Origin of the sequence: Delftia sp. Lp-1, assembly GCF_020523835.1 — a bacterium.
Taxonomy (GTDB): Bacteria; Pseudomonadota; Gammaproteobacteria; order Burkholderiales; family Burkholderiaceae_C; genus Comamonas; species Comamonas acidovorans.
This window is the reverse complement of record NZ_JAJALJ010000001.1, coordinates 658,848-675,589: the sequence shown is the minus strand read 5'-3', so window position 1 is coordinate 675,589 and position 16,742 is coordinate 658,848. Positions and strand designations below refer to the sequence as shown.

The window sequence follows — 16,742 nt, the reverse complement described above, 5'->3', positions numbered from 1 at the left end:
ACGCGCCCATGCCCCTGCTCGAAGTCTCCGGCCTCACCATCACCTTGCAGACCCCGCGCGGCCGCGCGCGCGCCGTGCAGAACCTGGAGTTCATCCTGGAGCGCGGCGCCACGCTGGGCCTGATCGGCGAGTCGGGCTGCGGCAAGTCGCTGACCGCCCTGGCGCTGATGGGCCTGCTGCCCGAGCATGCGCAGGTGGACGGCAGCATCCAGCTCAACGGCAAGGAGCTGCTGGACATGGACGAGAACGCGCTGTGCCGCCTGCGCGGCAACCGCATGGCCATGGTGTTCCAGGAGCCGATGACGGCATTGAACCCCGTGCACGGCATCGGCCGCCAGGTGGCCGAGCCGCTGCGCCATCACCTGCGCCTGGGCCGCCAGGCCGCGCGCGCGCATGCGGTGGCGCTGCTGGAGCGCGTGGGCATTGCCCGTGCGGCCCAGCGCTATGACGACTATCCGCACCAGTTCTCGGGCGGCCAGCGCCAGCGCATCACCATCGCCATGGCCCTGGCCTGCGGGCCCGACCTGCTGATTGCCGACGAACCCACGACGGCGCTGGACGTGACCGTTCAGCAGCAAATCCTGGACCTGCTGCAGGAATTGGTGGCCGAGCATTCCATGGCCCTGCTGCTGATCTCTCACGACCTGGGCGTGATCGCGCAGAACGTGGAGCAGTTGCTGGTCATGTACGGCGGCAGCGTGGTCGAAAGCGGCATGACCGAGGCCATCTTCGCGCGCCGCGCCCATCCCTATACGCGCGGCCTGTTCGCGGCCAGGCCCCAGCTGGACCTGTCCGCCCCAGGCAGCCTGCCGCCGGCCCGGCTGCCCACCATTGCCGGCACCGTGCCCGAGCTGGTGGACCTGCCGGCCGGCTGCGCCTTCGCGGGCCGCTGCAGCTTCACCGAGCCGACCTGCCACAGCGAGCGCCCGCGCCCCGTGGTACTGGAGCGCCCGCAGCGGCCCACGCCCGCATCCCTGCAGGCCTGGGCACAGCCGCATGTGGTGCGCTGCCTGCGCCCCGAGGCCATTGCACAGGGCCTGCCTGCACAGGAATGCGCATGACAAGGCACCCCCTCCAGACGCCACCGGGCCAGACGTCACCGGCCTCCGATGTACCCCTGCTGCAAGTGACAGGCCTGGCCCGCAGCTACCAGCTGCCGCGCCGGTCGCTGTGGCGCGCGCCGGAGCAGGTGCATGCGCTGCGCGGCGTGGATTTCACGCTGACGGCGGGGCGCAGCCTGGGGGTGGTGGGCGAGTCGGGCTCAGGCAAGTCCACGCTGGCACGCCTGGTCATGGCGCTGGACACGCCCAGCGCCGGCAGCGTACGGCTGCTGGGCCAGGATCTGCACCAGTTGGGTCGCCAGGCACTGCGGACGGCACGCCGCGACTTCCAGATGGTGTTCCAGGACCCCTACGGCTCGCTGGACCCGCGCATGACGGTGGAGCACATCGTCTGCGAACCCCTGCTCGCCCAGCCTGCGTCGCCCGAACGCAGCGCCCGGCGCGACCAGGCCCGCGCCACGCTGGAACAGGTCGGCCTGCGCGCGCAGGATCTGGACAAGTACCCGCACGAGTTCTCGGGCGGCCAGCGCCAGCGCATCGCCATTGCGCGGGCATTGATCACACGGCCCCGCCTCATCGTGGCCGATGAGCCCGTGAGTGCGCTGGACGTCTCGGTGCAGGCCCAGGTGCTGAACCTGCTGCACGATCTGCAGCAGCAGTTGGGCCTGTCCTATCTGTTCATCAGCCACGACCTGGCCGTGGTCCAGCACCTGTGCGACGACGCCATCGTGCTGAGCGAGGGCCGCATCGTCGAGCGCGGAGCGCCGCAGCAGCTGTTCCACGCCCCGCAGCACCCGTATACGCAGGCCCTGGTCCGGGCCGTGCCGCGCATCGCCCTGCAGCACCGGGCCTGAAAGCTGACGGCCGCCCGCGCGGACCAGGCCCCCAGGGCCACGCACCCGTGCGCCGTGGTGTAAAAACACTGCTGCAGGCCGCAGACAGCGGCCCGAGAACCATCTGCAAGAATTTCCGGAGACCTGTTCATGTTCAACCGCCGTTCCCTGCTGGCCAGCTCCGCTGCTGCCGGCCTGCCCCTGCTGATGCCCTGGCCTGCGCTGGCCCAGAGCCGCAAGGACAGCATCACGCTGGCGATGACGCTGGAGCCCCCGGGGCTGGACCCCACGGCTGGCGCCGCATCGTCCATCGGCGAGATCGTGCTCTACAACCTGTTCGAGACGCTGACCAAGATCAACCCGGACGGCAGCGTCTCGCCGCTGCTGGCCGAGAGCTGGGAGGTCTCGCCCGACCTCAAGACCTACACCTTCCGCCTGCGCAAGGGCGTGAGTTTTCAGAACGGCGAGCCCTGCAACGCCCACAGCGTGAAGTATTCCTTCGACCGGGCGGGCGACGACAAGAGCACCAACAAGGACAAGCGGACCTTCGCCTCCCTGTCCACGCGCGTGGTGGACGACCATACCGTGGTCGTGATCAACAAGGACATCGATCCCGACTTCCTCTTCGTGCTCGGCCAGGCGACTTCCATCATCGTCGAGCCCAAGAGCGCGGCCACCAACGCCACGCGCCCCGTGGGCACGGGCCCTTACCAGTTGGGCAACTGGAGCAAGGGCGCCTCGGTCACGCTCACGGCCTGGCCGCAGCACCGCATGGCCTCCGGCCTGCGGATTCGCCGCGCCAGCTTTCGCTTCATCTCGGACCCTGCGGCCCAGGTCGCTGCGCTGCTGGCTGGCGATGTCGATGCCTTCCCGCGCGTGACGCCGCGCAGCGTGGCCCAGTTCAAGGCCAACGGGCGCTTCCAGGTCGTGGTCAGCGGCTCGCGCGCCAAGACCATCCTGGCCATGAACAACGCACGCAAGCCCCTGGGCGACGCGCGCGTGCGCCGCGCCATCGCCGCGGCCATCGACCGCAAGGCCGTGATCGACGGCGCGGGTGACGGCTACGGCCTGCCCATCGGCAGCTACTACGTGCCCACGGCCTTTGGCTATGTGGACACCACGGGCATCAACCCCTTCGACGTGGAAAAGGCCAAGGCGCTGCTGGCCGAGGCCGGCGTCAAGACCCCGCTGGAGCTGACCATGACGCTGCCGCCCACGCCCTACGCGCGCCAGGGCGGCGAGGTGATTGCCGCGCAACTGGCCAAGATCGGCATCCGCGCCAAGCTGCAGAACGTCGAATGGGCGCAGTGGCTGTCGGGCACCTACACCCTCAAGAACTACGACCTGACGCTGATCTCCCATGTCGAGCCCTTCGACCTGGGCAACTTCGCCAAGCCCGACTACTACTGGGGCTACCAGTCGTCCCAGTTCAACGAGCTGTACGACAAGATCAAGAACGCCTCGCGCCCCGCCGACCGCTCACGCCTGCTGGGCGATGCCCAGCGCCTGCTGGCCCAGGATTGCGTGCACGCCTTCCTCTACACGCCGCAATGGGTCACCGTGGCCAACAAGAACCTGCGCGGACTGTGGAAGGACATGCCCATCTTCGTCAACGATCTCTCGGCACTGTCTTGGGCCACCTGAGCCGCGCACCGGCTGAGCCACAGGCGACAGGCGCGCCGGTGGCCCCGGTCCAAACTGCAGCAGATCTGCCGCTGGAACCGCCATCCTCAAGGAAGCCGCGATGACTGGAACGACACAGGCCCTGCACGACCTACCCGCCCATGCGCTGCTGCGCGCCTACCGGGAGCGCAGCCTCTCGCCCGTCGAGGTCATGCAAGAGCTGCTGGCCCATGTGCAGCGCTGGGAGCCGGCCCTGGGCGCCACCTACCTGCTGCGCCCCGAGGCCGCACTGGCCCAGGCACGCGCCAGCGAGGCCCGCTGGCTGCGCGGCGAGCCGGCAGGCCTGCTCGACGGCGTCCCCGCCACGGTCAAGGACAACATCACCACGCGCGGCGACCCCACCCCCGTGGGCACGGCCGCCACGCCCCAGGTCGCAGCCCCGCTGGACGCACCACCCGCTGCGCGCCTGCGCGAAGCGGGCGCCATCCTCTTCGCCAAGACCACCATGCCCGACTACGGCATGCTGTCCTCGGGCCTGTCCTCGCTGCACGGCAACACCTTCAACCCCTGGGATCTGGACAAGACGCCGGGCGGCTCCAGCGCAGGCGCGGGCGCCGCTGCGGCGGCCGGCTACGGGCCGCTGCATGTGGGCACGGACATTGGCGGCTCCATCCGCCTGCCCGCAGGCTGGTGCGGCATCTTCGGCCTCAAGCCCAGCCTGGGCCGCGTGCCCATCGACCCGCCGTACACCGGCCGCTGCGCCGGCCCCATGACGCGCAGCGTGGCCGACGCCGCGCTGATGATGCAGGCGCTGTCCCTGCCCGATGCGCGCGACAGCATGGGCTTGCCGCACCAGGACATTGCCTGGAATAGCTTCGACATGGACCCCACCCAGGTGCGCGGCCTGCGCATAGGCCTGCTGCTGGATGCCGGCTGCGGCCTGCCCCTGCAGCCCCGCGTGCGTGCCGTGGTGGAGCAGGCTGCGGCCTGGCTGGAATCGGCCGGCGCCCATATCGAGATCATCCAGCCCTGGCTCACCCGCGACATGCTCGACGGCCTCGACCATTTCTGGCGCATGCGCTCGCATGTGGAAATGCAGTCGCTGCCGGACGCCCAGCGCCGCGTGGTCCTGCCCTTCATCCGCGACTGGGCCGACAGTGCCGGGTCCATCACCGCCACCCAGCTGTTCGTGGCCAGCCAGCAATCGTACCTGCTGCGCGTGGCCACGGTGCGTGCCACGGCGGCCTTCGACTATGTGCTGTCGCCTGTGGCGCCGATCACGGCCTTCCCGGCCCACCTGCCCAGCCCTACCAACGACCCGCTGCGACCGCTGGAGCACATTGCCTTCACCGTGCCCTACAACATGTCCGAGCAGCCCGCCGCGTCCGTGCCCTGCGGGCATGACGGGCAGTTGCCCATCGGCGTGCAGATCGCGGGCCGCCGCTTTGACGACCTGGGCGTGCTGCGGCTCAGCCGCGTGCTGGAGCAGTTGCGGCCGCCGCAGCCTGCCTGGCCACAGCCCCTGCCGCCGGGCCAGGACGCTGGCGACAGCGAAGACGGCGCACAGGCACGGGCACGAGCAGTGCCGGCTACTCCAGCCTGATTCCCGCATCCTTGACGATGCGCGCCCAGCGCGGCAGGTCGCGCGCCATGGCCGCTGACAGCTCCTCGGGCGTACCGCCCACCGGGCGCAGCCCCATGGCCGCCAGGCGCCCGCTGAGTTCGGGCGAGGCCACGATGCGCCGAACCTCGGCCGAGAGCTTGTCCACGATGGGCCGGGGCGTTCCCGCCGCCACGAAGGTGGCAAACCAGCCATTGGCCTCGAAGCCCGCCAGCCCCAGCTCGGCAAAGGTGGGCACCTCGGGCAGCGCCGGATGGCGCTGCATGCCCGTGATGGCCAGGATGCGGATCTTGTCGGACTTCAGGTGCGCATTGGCCGAGGACACGTCGATGAAGCCCGACGACAGCTGCCCGCCCAGCACATCGTTGACCAGCGGCGCTGCGCCCTTGTAGGGAATCAGCGCCAGATCCAGCCCGGCCCGGGCACGCAGCAGCTCGCCATGCATGTGCGAGGAGGTGCCGTTGCCGTAGTTGCCGTTGCTGTACTTGCCCGGATGGGCCTTGACCAGGGCGATGAACTCCGGCAGCGTCGTGGCCGGCACGTCGCGCGGCACCACGAACAGGTCCGAGGACAAGGCCACCTGCGATACGGGGGCAAAGTCCTTGAGCACGTCATAAGGCATCTTGGCGTACAGCGCAGGCGCCTGGATCATGGCCGTGATCCCCAGCAGCAGCGTATAGCCATCGGGCGCCGACTTGGCCACCACATCGCCACCGATGATGCCGCTGGAGCCCGGCCGGTTCTCCACCACCACGGGCTGGCCCCAGGCCTGGCTCAGTTGCTGGGCAATGATGCGGCCGATGATGTCCGTGCCGCCACCCGCCGGATAGGGAATCACCATGCGCAGCGGCTTGGACGGATAGGCACCACCTGCCGGCTGTGCAAAGGCGATCGGCGATGCCGTTCCCAGGGCGGCACCCAGTGAGGCGCTGGCGGCGCATGCCAGCGCCGCCCGCAGGCAGCCGCGTCGGCTCGATTCCATGGCTTGTCTCCTTGTCCTTCGGTGCTCCGCCCCCGTTGGCGGGGCGGTGTGCCCTGCCGCAGTGGCAGGGTCCATGGACAGTGTGGCCACCGGGCCTTCAGCCACCAATCGCCGATCGTCTCAAAATGATTGGCAAAAAAGATCAGCGGCCGCGATGCTGGGCCTGCCGGTAGGCGCCCGGCGGCAGGCCGGTCCAGCCCTTGAAGGCGCGGTGAAAGGTGCTGGCCTCCGCAAACCCCACGCGGGCCGCAATGTCGGCCAGGGTCAGATCCGGGCGGTTCAGCAATTCGATGGCGGCGTCGCGGCGCAGGTCGTCCTTGAGGGATTGGAAGCCCAGGCCTTCGTCGCGCAGGCGGCGGCGCAGCGTCTGCGGTGTCATGGACAGCGCGGCGCCGACCTGCTCCAGCGAAGGCAGCTCCCCCGCCAGATCGCGGCGCAGCAGGCGGCGGATGCGCTCGCCCAGGCGCGTGCGGTCGCGGTAGCGGATCACCAGGCCCATGGCCGCCTGGTCCAGGAATTCGGCCAGGCTCTCCGGGGTCTGCACAACGGGCAGCTCCAGCCAGCGCGCATCGAACTCCAGCCCCGTGAAGTCGCGGTCCCGCTGCAGCGGCGCCAGGAACAGGCGCTGCGCCTCCGTGCCATACGGCATGCTGGCTCCGGCCGGTGCACACACGCCCGTCAGCTCAATCCTGCGCGACACCAGCCAGGACATGACGCCATAGCCCAGAAAGCAAAAGGAACGCTCGGCATAGGCCAGCGGCGCATCACGCTCGCGCAGCGACACCATGGCGATGCGGGCCACGCCATCCACCACCTGCAGCCGGGGAGCGAAGTCCCGCAGCACCAGGCGGTAGAAACGCAGCCCGGCCTGCAATGCCTCGCCCAGCGTGCGGCAGGGCAGCATGGTGCGGCAGGCCTGGGCAAAACTGCCCACGGGCAGCGGATGGCGGCACAGGCCCCACAGCTCGTCGCGGCAGACGCGGCGCAGCACGCGGATCAGCGCCGCGTACTGCGCCTGGGTCACGCGCGACAGCGGCGCATCCAGCAAGGCCGGCGCAATGCCGGCGCGGCGCAGGATGGCTGGCACATCCATGCCATTGCGCTGCACGCCCTGCACGATCTGCAGGACCTGGGCAATGGCAATGGTGTGGGCCGTGGTCTGTGGCATGGGCTTGGTGGAGACGGCGTCAGATGGGCAGGTCAAGGCCTGCCCGCCATTGTCTCCATCAATGGCCCAGATATCGATCCAGGAATCCCAGCACCCGCTGCTCGTAGGGCTTGGGCGCGTAGTCGTACAGGTCCACATGTGCGGCGCCTTCCACCATCCACAGCGCCTTGGGTTCACGCGCCGCATCGAACAGCTCGCGCGTTTCTGCGGGCGTGGTGTGCCGGTCCTGCAGGCCGGCCGCGATCAGCACGGGAGCGCCCAGCGCCTTCACATGGTCGATGGGACGCAGGTGCGCCAGCTCCAGATGCAGGCGCAGCGGCAGCTGCCACGCCAGCAAGGGCGTGACCACGTCCGCCAGCCAGCCGATGTGCGCGCGCACGCGGTTGTCTATGGCCTGCCGGATGTCGGGGAACACGGACTCCAGCACCACCGCATCCGGCCCCGGCGCCACATGGGACAAAAGCAGGGCCGCGCCGCCCAGCGATGTGCCGATCACCGCCACTTTCTCGCCCGGCAGCTGTTGCCGCACATAGGCCATGGCGGCACGCACGCCTGCGCCTTCGACCATGCCGAAGCTGATGCGCTCGCCACTGCTTTCGCCGTGCGCGGGCAGGTCGATCAGGCAGACGGAGTATCCCTGCCGATGGAGCATGCGCGCACGCGCCAGCATGGCCAGCCGGTCTGCGTACACGCCGTGCAGCAGCAGCACGGCCCCATGGCCCGGCTGCCCCTTGGCGAACCAGCCCCGGACCTGCCCGCCCTCGTCGGTGGGCAACTGCAGCGTCTGGACCGGCCAGCCCGCGGGCGGCGCGCCGACAGGCTGGTGGTCCGGCTGGCTCAACAGGCTGCCCACCAGCCAGAGCGCCACCATCAGCAGGGCCAGTCCGGACAATCCCGCCATCAGCAAGGCGGCAGGCCATGAAAGATTGCGCAATCGGGAAAGCATGGCGTGGACTGTGCCACGGCCCGGCCCTTGCGCCGTGGCCCGCAGCGAAAAGCAGAGTATTCCTAACGCTGCACCAGGGCCAGCCGCACGGCCATGCCCAGAAAGACCAGCCCGGCCACGCGGTTGAGCCAGTTCTGGGCGCGCACGGAGCGCTGAAGCAACACGCCGAACCAGCCCGAACAGCAGGCGATGGCGCCGAACACCAGCAGCGCCGCCAGCATGAACACGCAGCCCAGCACCATTACCTGGGTGGCCACGCTGCCGCGTGCGGGGTCCGCGAACTGCGGCAGAAAGGCCAGGAAGAAGATCAGCACCTTGGGATTGGTGAGGTTCATCACCACGCCACGCCCCACCCAGCGCAGTGCCCGTGCGGGGGTCAGCGGGTCGGCTGCGCCGGCCTGCGGCATCTCGCCCGGCCGGGCCACGGCGCGCAGCGCGCCCCAGGCCAGCCAGGCCAGATAGGCCGCGCCGCACAGCTTGATGGCGGTGAACAGCAGGGGCGATGCAGCCACCAGCGCCGCCAGGCCCAACGCAACCGCCGCCGTATGCACCACCAGCCCCAGGCACAGGCCCAGCACCACGCACAGTCCCACGCGCCAGCCGCGCTGGGCCGATTGCATGAGCACAAACAGGTTGTCAGGCCCCGGGCTCAGGCCCAACAGCACGGCCACGCCAAAAAAGGCCAGCAGGGTTTCAAAGGTCGGCATCGCTTCTCTCTTTTCGATTCATCCCATGTTCCAGCGCGGCTTGGGTCAGGCTTGCGCCGTGACGATCCAGCCTTCCAGCGGGTCCAGGTCGTGCGGCAATCCGTAGAGCGCATCGCCCTGCGCATGGCGGGCCGCGGCCCAGGCGGCCTGCAGCATGCAGATCACGGCGTCCAGCCGGTCTCCGCTGCCGTCCGCCAGCAACTGGTTGCGGGTTTCTTCGCCATCAATCTGCAGGCGCAGCGCCAGCGGGTTGTCGCCGCGCTCCAGCACCGCCAGCAATTGCGCACGCGCCTGATGGCGTTCGGGCGTTTGCCGCGCAGGTTCGTCGCTTTTGTAGCTGAGGCGGCCGATCACGGCGCGCGCCAGCATACCCGGATAGGCTTCCAGTGCCACGCGGCGCGCATCGCCTTCGCCTGGCCGTTGCAGGCCCGGCAGATGCACGCCGGCCGCGCGCAGCAAGGGCAGCCCGGCATGCAGCATGTAGGCCACGGGCGGGTTCACCCATTTCATGGAAGGGCTGGCACCGGCAGGCCCGTCCGTGGCGCGGTGCGCGAACTTGCCGCCTGCGGGCCGCGCCGCACAAAAGGCCTTGAACTGCTCGCGTATGGCCTGGCGCGTGAGGCCGGCGTAGTGATCCATGCAGGCCGCCCAGTCCGTGGGCCAGCCCAGTTGCTCCACCAGTTCGCGCGGCAGGCCGAAAGGCAGGTCGAATCCGCCCACCCAGGCCGACTGCGCCGCATCGGCGGGCCGGGCCAGCCAGGCGGCCCATGCGTCCAGCGAGGCGAACTCCAGCAAATCCTGCAGGATCACCGTGTCGCCAGCCAGCAGACGGCCCAGGGCCATGGTGATGGGCTTGCGCGCCGTAGGCCGGCTGCTGAAATCGCAGCCCAGCACCCGCATTGCAGCCATGGCGCTCAGCCCAGGCCCAGCGCCGTCACGCCGACGGCAATGCACACCGCGCCTGCAATGCGCGCCAGGCGGTCTCCCTCGCGCAGCATGTGGCCACCGATCAGCGCCGCGAACAGCATGGAGACTTCGCGCGCAGGCGCCACGTGCGACATGGGCGCATCCTGCATGGCGTAAAGCACCAGCACATAGGCGATGGGACTGATCAGCGCCACCAGGGCCGCGAAGCGCCACTGCGCGCGCCACAGGCTGCGCGCAGTGGGCAGGTCGCGCAGCACCACGGGAGCGAGCAGGAACACGCGCACGAAGTTGCCCATGTAGTCGATGAGGATGGGCGACATCAGCAGCATCTTCACGCCGTAGCCGTCCACCACGGTATAGCTGGCGATGAAGGCGCCCGTCAGCAGGCCGTACCACAGGCCCAGCCGCAGCCGCTCGCGCGCTTCGGGGTCATGGCGTGCGCGCAGCAGGCCGGGGCCGCCCGCGATCAGGAACACGCCAACCACCACGCCGGCAATGCCCAGCACGCCCAGCGAGGAAATCTGCTCCCCCAGGAAGACCACCGCCACCATGGACGACAGCAGCGGCCCCGAGCCGCGCGCCAGCGGATAGACCACGGTGAGGTCCGCGCTGCGGTAGCCGCGCAGCAAGGTGACGTAGTAGGCCACGTGCAGCAGGCCGCTGGCCAGCACCACCAGCCATTCGTTGCGGCCCCATGTGGGCACCACATCGCGCCCCACCCACCAGCCCAGCGGCGCCCAGATCACCATCATGATGACCGAGGTGAAGAAGGCGAAGCGCGAGTCGCCGCCCGCCTTCTTGGCCACGATGTTCCAGCCGGCATGGATGAGGCCGGCAATGATGATCAGGGCAAAGGCTTGCAGCGACATGGACAGGTCCGGAGGAAAGCGGGGCGTGGCGCGGGAAAGAAAAAAGGCCGCGCACTGCGCAGCCTGGGGTCTTGTCTGAGGCGTCCGGGGACGCCACCCCGGGGAGTTACCTGCGGCTGGACACCAGCGAGAGGAACTCGCGGCGCAGTTCAGGATTGGTGAGGAAGGCGCCGCGCATGACGGAGTTCAGCATCTTGCTGTCCATCTCGCGCACGCCGCGCCAGGACATGCAAAAGTGCGAAGCCTCCATGACCACGGCCAGGCCGTCGGGGCGGGTCTTGTCGAGGATCAGGTCGGCCAGCTGGATGATGGCCTCTTCCTGGATCTGGGGGCGGCCCATGATCCAGTCCACCAGCCGCGCGTACTTGGACAGGCCGATGACATTGGTGTTCTTGTTGGGCAGCACGCCGATCCAGATCTTGCCGATCACCGGGCACAGATGGTGGCTGCAGGCGCTGCGCACCGTGATCGGGCCGACGATCATCAGCTCGTTGAGGTGCTCGGCGTTGGGGAACTCGGTGATGGCGGGCTGCGCCACATAGCGGCCACGGAACACTTCGTTGACATACATCTTGGCCACGCGGCGCGCCGTGGCGCGCGTGTTGTGGTCGTGCGTGGTGTCGATGACCATGCTGTCGAGCACGCCCTGCATCTTGTCCTGGACTTCGTCGAGCAACAGCTCGAGTTCACCGGGCTCGATGAATTCGGAGATGTTGTCGTTCGCATGAAAGCGCTTTTGCGCCTGCTTCAACCGTTCGCGGATCTTGACCGAGACGGGGGTGCCCTCGGTCTGGCTGTCTTGTTTCATGTCGACGAGTTCTCTGAACATGGCTGGCATGGTAACAGCGAAACCCGCGGCATGGCACGCAAGGGATTTTCCACCCAAACGCAGGTTCTGCCCGCGCTGAAAGCTATCATTTCAATAGCAAAAGAATGGCTTGTGTGACAGAACTCGGGGCTAGAGGCGGAATTCGGCAATCAGCGGCAGATGGTCGGACATGCGCCACCAGATGCGTCCCTTGGGCACATGCAGGCCCAGCGGGGTGAGGCCGCGCACGTAGACATGGTCCAGCTGGGCCAGCGGCAGGCGCGAGGGATAGGTGGGCACGCTGGGCAATTCGTCGTATTCGTACAGGCCGAAACCGCCGAGCATGCGCTTGATCTGGCCACCCCAGTCGTTGAAGTCGCCCGCCACCACCACGGGGGCGCCAGGCGGCACCTCGCGCTCGATGAAGCGCTTGAGCTGGGAGACCTGGCGCACGCGGCTGCCGGGGATCAGGCCCAGGTGCACCACGATGGTGTGCACGCGCCGGTTCTGCACTTCCACCTCCACATGCAGCAGGCCCCGCTGCTCGAAGCGGTGGTCGGAGATGTCTTCGTGCTGGTGGCCCACCACGGGCCAGCGGGTGAGCAGCGCGTTGCCATGCTCACCATGGCGCGTGTAGGCATTGGTGCGGTAGACGGCCTCGTAGCCCAGGGGAGCCAGATACTCCGCCTGCGACACCTGGGGCCAGCGCTCGAAGTAGGCGGCCTCCTTGTGGTTCATCTTGCGCACTTCCTGCAGGCAGACGATGTCGGCATCGAGCTGCTCCACAGCGTGTCCCAGGTTGTGGATTTCCAGGCGGCGCACGGGACCCATTCCTTGCACGCCCTTGTGGATGTTGTAGGTCGCGACGCGCAGTATGGACGGGCCGGGGTCCACCTCGTGGGAGGATTTCACGTTGTCAGTCATAGGCGGTCAGGAACACAGGGGTCGGGATCAGTCCAGCTCCAGTGAAGCGAATCGCGGCAGCATCAGGATGGCTTCCGCATTGGACGGGGAGTAGCAGCGCTCGGCAGCGCCATGCCAATGATGCCAAGCAGATGCGGTATGTTCCCTCGGATTCAAGAACACAGGGGTGTAGGACGGAATCCGCAGGCCGAAAACCCTCTCGCGGTTGTGCCATACACCGGGTGCATAGCGGTGCTGCCAGGCCGGGTAGATGGTGTAGATGTTCTCCAGCGCCCAGTCCTGCAGCAGGCAGCCGGGCGCCTCGGGATCGATGCCGGTTTCTTCCCGCACCTCGCGCACTGCGGTCTCGCGCCAGGACTCGCCTTCATGGTCCTTGCTGCCCGTCACCGACTGCCAGAACTCCCCGCCCTCAGGCGCCGGTGCCGTGCGGCGCATCAGCAGCACCTGCCCGTCATCGCGGTAGATGACGACCAGCACCGATTCAGGGATCTTGTAGCCTGGCATGGCAGGCATCAGCCCTTGCCCTGGACCGCTTTGGTCGCCACGGGAGGCGGCAGCTCCTTGGCCTGCAGCGCGCGTACCTGATGCACGAGCTGGTTGTGCGCATCCAGAAAGGCGGCGGCGATGACCTTGCCCTCGTTGGTATTGCTCCAGCCCGCGCCCGCCGCGCCCAGGCGGCCCAGCACCATGCCGCCCACGCCCAGATCGGTGGTGCGGGCGGCACCCGTGGCAGCGGCCACCTGCTCGGTGGTTTCGTTGTCCGACAGCAGCAGCGCGGTCTGCGCCTCCTTGAACTTGACCTGCTCGACCATGCCGACCAGCCCCGCAATGTCCCGCAGCACCGGAATCATGGCAACCACGCCGGCCAGACCCCGACCCGCGTCCTGCTCGCTGAAGGTCAGGCTGGGCGTCAGCGTGTATTGCGCCTCGTAGCCACGGCCCTTGCGCACCGTGGAGTTCTCGCGCAGTACGCCGGCGTTCTTCAGGTCCTGCTCCTGCACCGTGCCGCGCAGGCCCGCGCCCCGGTCCACCACACGAAAGCACCCGCTTTGCTGGGCCAGCAGCTTGATCAGCGGCACGGGCGAGGCGGGCAACTGGTAGCCCGACCCCATGACGTAGCCGTTGGGATTCTCGGCCAGGGCCAGCGTGGCCACGGGCGCGTCGCAGCGCACGAGTTCGCGCGAGCCATTGTTCGCGCCCAGCGGCCCGGCGGAGCCGGTGATCTCCGAGCCGCCCTGCCCCAGCTCGGTCTTCTTTTCCCCGCAGCCGGACAGGCCCAGCCCTGCCAGCACAGCCAGCGCCACCGATGCAATGCCTTGAAAACGCATGAAAGCTCTCCGCAAAAAGAAAAACGGCAGAAGCTGTGCCAGCTTCTGCCGTCCGTATCAAGCCGCCAGGCCCGGTCCTCAGCCCTGGGTGGCCGCCAGCGGGTTGCGCAGGCGGATGTGCAGCTCGCGCAGCTGCTTTTCGTCCACGGGCGAAGGCGCCTGCGTCAGCAGGTCCTGGGCACGCTGGGTCTTGGGGAAGGCGATCACGTCACGGATGGAGTCGGCACCCGTCATCAGCGTGATCAGGCGGTCCAGGCCGAAGGCCAGGCCACCGTGCGGGGGCGCGCCGTACTGCAGCGCGTCCAGCAGGTAGCCGAACTTGGCGCGAGCGTCTTCGGGCGAGATCTTGAGCGCGTCAAACACCTTGCTCTGCACGTCGGCGCGGTGGATACGCACCGAGCCGCCACCCAGCTCCCAGCCGTTCAGGACCATGTCGTAGGCCTTGGCCAGGCAGTTGGCCGGGTCGGTGACCATGAGCTCCTCGTGGCCGTCCTTGGGCGAGGTGAAGGGATGGTGCACGGCCGCCCAGCGGTCGTTTTCCTCGTCGTGCTCGAACATGGGGAAGTCCACCACCCACAGCGGCGCCCAGCGGTTCTCGAACAGGCCGTTGGCCTTGCCGAATTCGCTGTGACCCACCTTCAGGCGCAGCGCGCCGATGGAGTCGTTGACGATCTTTTCCTTGTCGGCGCCGAAGAAGATGAGGTCGCCGTCCTGTGCGCCCGTGCGCTTGAGGATCTCGGCAATGGCCGCGTCATGCAGATTCTTGACGATGGGAGACTGCAGGCCATCGCGGCCCTTGGCCACTTCGTTGACCTTGATCCAGGCCAGGCCCTTGGCGCCGTAGATCTTGACGAATTCGGTGTACTGGTCGATCTCGCCGCGCGAGATCTGCGAGCCGCCGGGCACGCGCAGCGCGACCACGCGGCCGCCCTTGGTCGTGGCGGGGGTGGAGAACACCTTGAAGTCCACGTCCTTCATGACTTCGGTCAGTTCGGTGAACTCGAGCTTGACGCGCAGGTCGGGCTTGTCCGAGCCGAAGCGGAAGGCCGCATCCTGGTACGTCATCATCGGGAACTCGCCCAGATCCACGTCCAGCTGGGTCTTGAAGACCTCGGTGATCATGCGCTGGAAGATGGCGCGGATTTCCTCTTCGCCCAGGAACGAGGTCTCGCAGTCGATCTGCGTGAACTCGGGCTGGCGGTCGGCGCGCAGATCTTCGTCGCGGAAGCACTTGGTGATCTGGTAGTAGCGGTCGTAGCCGGCCACCATCAGCATCTGCTTGTACAGCTGGGGCGACTGCGGCAGGGCGAAGAACTCGCCATCGTGCACGCGGCTGGGCACCAGGTAGTCGCGCGCGCCTTCGGGCGTGCTCTTGCCCAGCATGGGCGTTTCGATGTCGATGAAGCCTTCCTTGTCCAGGAAGTTGCGCACCTGGATGGCCGTGCGGTAGCGCAGCATCATGTTGCGCTGCATGTAGGGGCGGCGCAGGTCCAGCACGCGGTTGGTCAGGCGCACGGTCTCGGACAGGTTCTCGTCGTCCAGCTGGAACGGAGGCGTGACCGAGGCGTTGAGCACGTTCAGCTCGTGGCACAGCACTTCGATCTGGCCGCTCTTGAGCTTGTCGTTGGTCGTGCCTTCGGGACGTGCGCGCACCAGGCCCTTGACCTGCACGCAGAACTCGTTGCGCAGGCCTTCGGCGGTCTTGAACATCTCGGCACGGTCGGGGTCGCAGACCACCTGCACATAGCCTTCGCGGTCGCGCAGGTCGATGAAGATCACGCCGCCATGGTCGCGGCGACGGTTCACCCAGCCGCACAGGGTAACGGTTTCGCCCATCAGGGCTTCGGTCACTAGACCGCAGTAATGGGAGCGCATGGCCATGATGAAAAGCTTCCTGCGCCCGGGATGGGCGCGACAGTTTGTTATTTGGATTCCGCGGGCAGTGTGAGATCCGGAGGAGTCACCACGCCCATCGAAACAATGTACTTGAGCGCGGCATCCACGCTCATTTCCAGCTCGATGCAATCGCTCTTGCGAACGATGACGAAATAGCCGCCCGTCGGGTTCGGCGTTGTCGGCACGAAGACGCTCAGGTATTCGTCACGCAGATAGGCGGCGACCTCTCCGCTGGGCGAGCCGGTGACGAAGGCCACGGTCCAGACGCCTTCGCGCGGCCACTGCACCAGCACGGCGGTGCGAAACGCATTGCCACTGTCCGAGAAGACGGTGTCGGACACCTGCTTGACGCTGGAATAAATGGAGCGCACTACGGGAATGCGGCTGACCACCGCATCGCCCCAGGAGACAAGCTTGCGGCCGATGAAGTTGCTGGCCGCAGCGCCAACCACCAGCAGGATCAGCAGCGTGAGCACCACGCCGAAGCCGGGAATGTGGAAACCCAGCAGCCGGTCCGGATGCCAGGCCTCGGGCAGGATGGCCAGCGTCTGGTCCAGCGTGCCGATGATCCAGTTGAGCACGCCCAGCGTGATCACCAGAGGAACAATCACCAGCAGGCCGGCGAACAGCCATTTGCGCAGAGCGGACATGAGAAATGCAAGCCTTGATTAATGGCCCGTGGAGGGTGCGGGAGCGGATGCGGGGGCCGCAGCAGGCGCAGGCGCAGTTGTCGCAGGTGCGGCAGATGTATCCGAGGCCTGGGTGCCGGCCGCTGGAGCCGGCGTGGCGGCGCTCTTGCTGCCGCTGTTCTTGAAGTCTGTCGCGTACCAGCCCGAGCCCTTGAGCTGGAAGCCGGCAGCCGTCAGCTGCTTGGAAAAGGCCTCGGCACCACAGGCCGGGCAGGTCGTCAGCGGAGCATCCGAGATTTTCCGCAGCACGTCCTTGGCATGACCGCAGGAGCCACACTTGTATGCATAAATAGGCATGGCGCTAATGCTTGTACGAGAGAAGATGCAAAACTTTCGATTATAGGCATCCGCCCGATACTG

At 67.8% G+C, this 16,742-nt stretch carries 17 protein-coding genes; 4 read left to right on the top strand and 13 right to left on the bottom strand.

The annotated features are described in order from the left end of the window. Positions 1 to 8 precede the first annotated feature (8 nt). The 4 genes from LGR64_RS02920 to LGR64_RS02905 all read left to right on the top strand — a co-directional run bounded on the left by LGR64_RS02920 (position 9) and on the right by LGR64_RS02905 (position 5,120). Positions 9 to 1,061, top strand: coding sequence for an ABC transporter ATP-binding protein (locus tag LGR64_RS02920; protein WP_141835040.1), 1,053 nt, complete (start codon positions 9 to 11; stop codon positions 1,059 to 1,061). Next, positions 1,058 to 1,915, top strand: a complete 858-nt coding sequence (locus LGR64_RS02915) for an ATP-binding cassette domain-containing protein (protein ID WP_034398924.1) — start codon at positions 1,058 to 1,060, stop codon at positions 1,913 to 1,915. Before LGR64_RS02920 ends, LGR64_RS02915 begins: the two co-directional genes overlap by 4 nt. A 129-nt stretch (positions 1,916 to 2,044) precedes the next feature. Next, a complete protein-coding gene (locus tag LGR64_RS02910) occupies positions 2,045 to 3,538 on the top strand; it encodes an ABC transporter substrate-binding protein (protein ID WP_012207239.1) in 1,494 nt (497 codons plus the stop codon). Between the two features lie 100 nt (positions 3,539 to 3,638). After that, the gene (locus LGR64_RS02905) at positions 3,639 to 5,120 is read left to right on the top strand and encodes an amidase (protein ID WP_230354955.1); all 1,482 of its coding nucleotides are present in this window, start codon (positions 3,639 to 3,641) and stop codon (positions 5,118 to 5,120) included. Here the strand turns inward: LGR64_RS02905 and LGR64_RS02900 are convergent. The 13 genes from LGR64_RS02900 to LGR64_RS02840 all read right to left on the bottom strand — a co-directional run bounded on the left by LGR64_RS02900 (position 5,107) and on the right by LGR64_RS02840 (position 16,679). Beyond that, positions 5,107 to 6,120, bottom strand: a complete 1,014-nt coding sequence (locus tag LGR64_RS02900) for a Bug family tripartite tricarboxylate transporter substrate binding protein (RefSeq protein WP_141835046.1) — start codon at positions 6,118 to 6,120, stop codon at positions 5,107 to 5,109. The two genes, LGR64_RS02905 and LGR64_RS02900, sit on opposite strands and share 14 nt — an antisense overlap. A gap of 142 nt (positions 6,121 to 6,262) precedes the next feature. Next, positions 6,263 to 7,288, bottom strand: coding sequence for an AraC family transcriptional regulator (locus tag LGR64_RS02895; RefSeq protein WP_012207242.1), 1,026 nt, complete (start codon positions 7,286 to 7,288; stop codon positions 6,263 to 6,265). A 58-nt stretch (positions 7,289 to 7,346) separates the two neighbouring features. After that, on the bottom strand, positions 7,347 to 8,234 hold the full coding sequence (locus tag LGR64_RS02890) for an alpha/beta hydrolase (RefSeq protein ID WP_141835049.1): 888 nt from the start codon (positions 8,232 to 8,234) through the stop codon (positions 7,347 to 7,349). 62 nt (positions 8,235 to 8,296) lie between these two features. Continuing rightward, positions 8,297 to 8,941 carry a LysE family translocator gene (locus tag LGR64_RS02885; RefSeq protein WP_043824968.1) on the bottom strand — a complete coding sequence of 215 codons (645 nt, stop codon included), beginning with the start codon at positions 8,939 to 8,941 and terminating at the stop codon, positions 8,297 to 8,299. A 45-nt stretch (positions 8,942 to 8,986) separates the two neighbouring features. Continuing rightward, positions 8,987 to 9,841: a DUF429 domain-containing protein gene (locus LGR64_RS02880; RefSeq protein ID WP_141835242.1), complete on the bottom strand. Its 855-nt coding sequence runs from the start codon at positions 9,839 to 9,841 to the stop codon at positions 8,987 to 8,989. A gap of 14 nt (positions 9,842 to 9,855) precedes the next feature. Beyond that, complete coding sequence (locus tag LGR64_RS02875; protein WP_096913905.1) at positions 9,856 to 10,737, bottom strand: EamA family transporter; 882 nt, start codon at positions 10,735 to 10,737, stop codon at positions 9,856 to 9,858. Positions 10,738 to 10,843: 106 nt separating this feature from the next. Beyond that, positions 10,844 to 11,566, bottom strand: a complete 723-nt coding sequence (gene folE / locus LGR64_RS02870) for a GTP cyclohydrolase I (RefSeq protein WP_141835052.1) — start codon at positions 11,564 to 11,566, stop codon at positions 10,844 to 10,846. Positions 11,567 to 11,695: 129 nt separating this feature from the next. Continuing rightward, positions 11,696 to 12,469 (bottom strand): endonuclease/exonuclease/phosphatase family protein, encoded by a 774-nt coding sequence (locus tag LGR64_RS02865; RefSeq protein ID WP_012207248.1) that lies wholly within the window; start codon positions 12,467 to 12,469, stop codon positions 11,696 to 11,698. Between the two features lie 27 nt (positions 12,470 to 12,496). Next, positions 12,497 to 12,973, bottom strand: coding sequence for a dihydroneopterin triphosphate diphosphatase (gene nudB, locus LGR64_RS02860; protein WP_141835246.1), 477 nt, complete (start codon positions 12,971 to 12,973; stop codon positions 12,497 to 12,499). An 8-nt stretch (positions 12,974 to 12,981) separates the two neighbouring features. After that, entirely contained in the window at positions 12,982 to 13,797 is an 816-nt protein-coding gene (locus LGR64_RS02855) for a CsgG/HfaB family protein (protein WP_088163875.1), read from the bottom strand. 78 nt (positions 13,798 to 13,875) lie between these two features. Continuing rightward, positions 13,876 to 15,678, bottom strand: a complete 1,803-nt coding sequence (gene aspS, locus LGR64_RS02850) for an aspartate--tRNA ligase (RefSeq protein ID WP_043824963.1) — start codon at positions 15,676 to 15,678, stop codon at positions 13,876 to 13,878. Between the two features lie 41 nt (positions 15,679 to 15,719). Further along, the gene (locus tag LGR64_RS02845; RefSeq protein ID WP_012207252.1) at positions 15,720 to 16,343 is read right to left on the bottom strand and encodes a DUF502 domain-containing protein; all 624 of its coding nucleotides are present in this window, start codon (positions 16,341 to 16,343) and stop codon (positions 15,720 to 15,722) included. Between the two features lie 18 nt (positions 16,344 to 16,361). Then, the gene (locus tag LGR64_RS02840; RefSeq protein WP_141835055.1) at positions 16,362 to 16,679 is read right to left on the bottom strand and encodes an FmdB family zinc ribbon protein; all 318 of its coding nucleotides are present in this window, start codon (positions 16,677 to 16,679) and stop codon (positions 16,362 to 16,364) included. Positions 16,680 to 16,742 lie beyond the last annotated feature (63 nt).

Excerpts from the sequence above, each read along its gene's own strand:
- LGR64_RS02845 (WP_012207252.1), bottom strand. The coding sequence starts at position 16,343 with ATGTCCGCTCTGCGCAAATGGCTGTTCGCCGGCCTGCTGGTGATTGTT.
- LGR64_RS02900 (WP_141835046.1), bottom strand. The coding sequence starts at position 6,120 with ATGGAATCGAGCCGACGCGGCTGCCTGCGGGCGGCGCTGGCATGCGCC.
- LGR64_RS02890 (WP_141835049.1), bottom strand. The coding sequence starts at position 8,234 with ATGCTTTCCCGATTGCGCAATCTTTCATGGCCTGCCGCCTTGCTGATG.
- LGR64_RS02865 (WP_012207248.1), bottom strand. The coding sequence starts at position 12,469 with ATGACTGACAACGTGAAATCCTCCCACGAGGTGGACCCCGGCCCGTCC.
- nudB (WP_141835246.1), bottom strand. The coding sequence starts at position 12,973 with ATGCCAGGCTACAAGATCCCTGAATCGGTGCTGGTCGTCATCTACCGC.
- LGR64_RS02920 (WP_141835040.1), top strand. The coding sequence starts at position 9 with ATGCCCCTGCTCGAAGTCTCCGGCCTCACCATCACCTTGCAGACCCCG.
- LGR64_RS02875 (WP_096913905.1), bottom strand. The coding sequence starts at position 10,737 with ATGTCGCTGCAAGCCTTTGCCCTGATCATCATTGCCGGCCTCATCCAT.
- LGR64_RS02885 (WP_043824968.1), bottom strand. The coding sequence starts at position 8,941 with ATGCCGACCTTTGAAACCCTGCTGGCCTTTTTTGGCGTGGCCGTGCTG.
- LGR64_RS02895 (WP_012207242.1), bottom strand. The coding sequence starts at position 7,288 with ATGCCACAGACCACGGCCCACACCATTGCCATTGCCCAGGTCCTGCAG.
- LGR64_RS02855 (WP_088163875.1), bottom strand. The coding sequence starts at position 13,797 with ATGCGTTTTCAAGGCATTGCATCGGTGGCGCTGGCTGTGCTGGCAGGG.
- folE (WP_141835052.1), bottom strand. The coding sequence starts at position 11,566 with ATGTTCAGAGAACTCGTCGACATGAAACAAGACAGCCAGACCGAGGGC.
- LGR64_RS02905 (WP_230354955.1), top strand. The coding sequence starts at position 3,639 with ATGACTGGAACGACACAGGCCCTGCACGACCTACCCGCCCATGCGCTG.
- LGR64_RS02910 (WP_012207239.1), top strand. The coding sequence starts at position 2,045 with ATGTTCAACCGCCGTTCCCTGCTGGCCAGCTCCGCTGCTGCCGGCCTG.
- LGR64_RS02915 (WP_034398924.1), top strand. The coding sequence starts at position 1,058 with ATGACAAGGCACCCCCTCCAGACGCCACCGGGCCAGACGTCACCGGCC.
- aspS (WP_043824963.1), bottom strand. The coding sequence starts at position 15,678 with ATGGCCATGCGCTCCCATTACTGCGGTCTAGTGACCGAAGCCCTGATG.
- LGR64_RS02840 (WP_141835055.1), bottom strand. The coding sequence starts at position 16,679 with ATGCCTATTTATGCATACAAGTGTGGCTCCTGCGGTCATGCCAAGGAC.
- LGR64_RS02880 (WP_141835242.1), bottom strand. The coding sequence starts at position 9,841 with ATGCGGGTGCTGGGCTGCGATTTCAGCAGCCGGCCTACGGCGCGCAAG.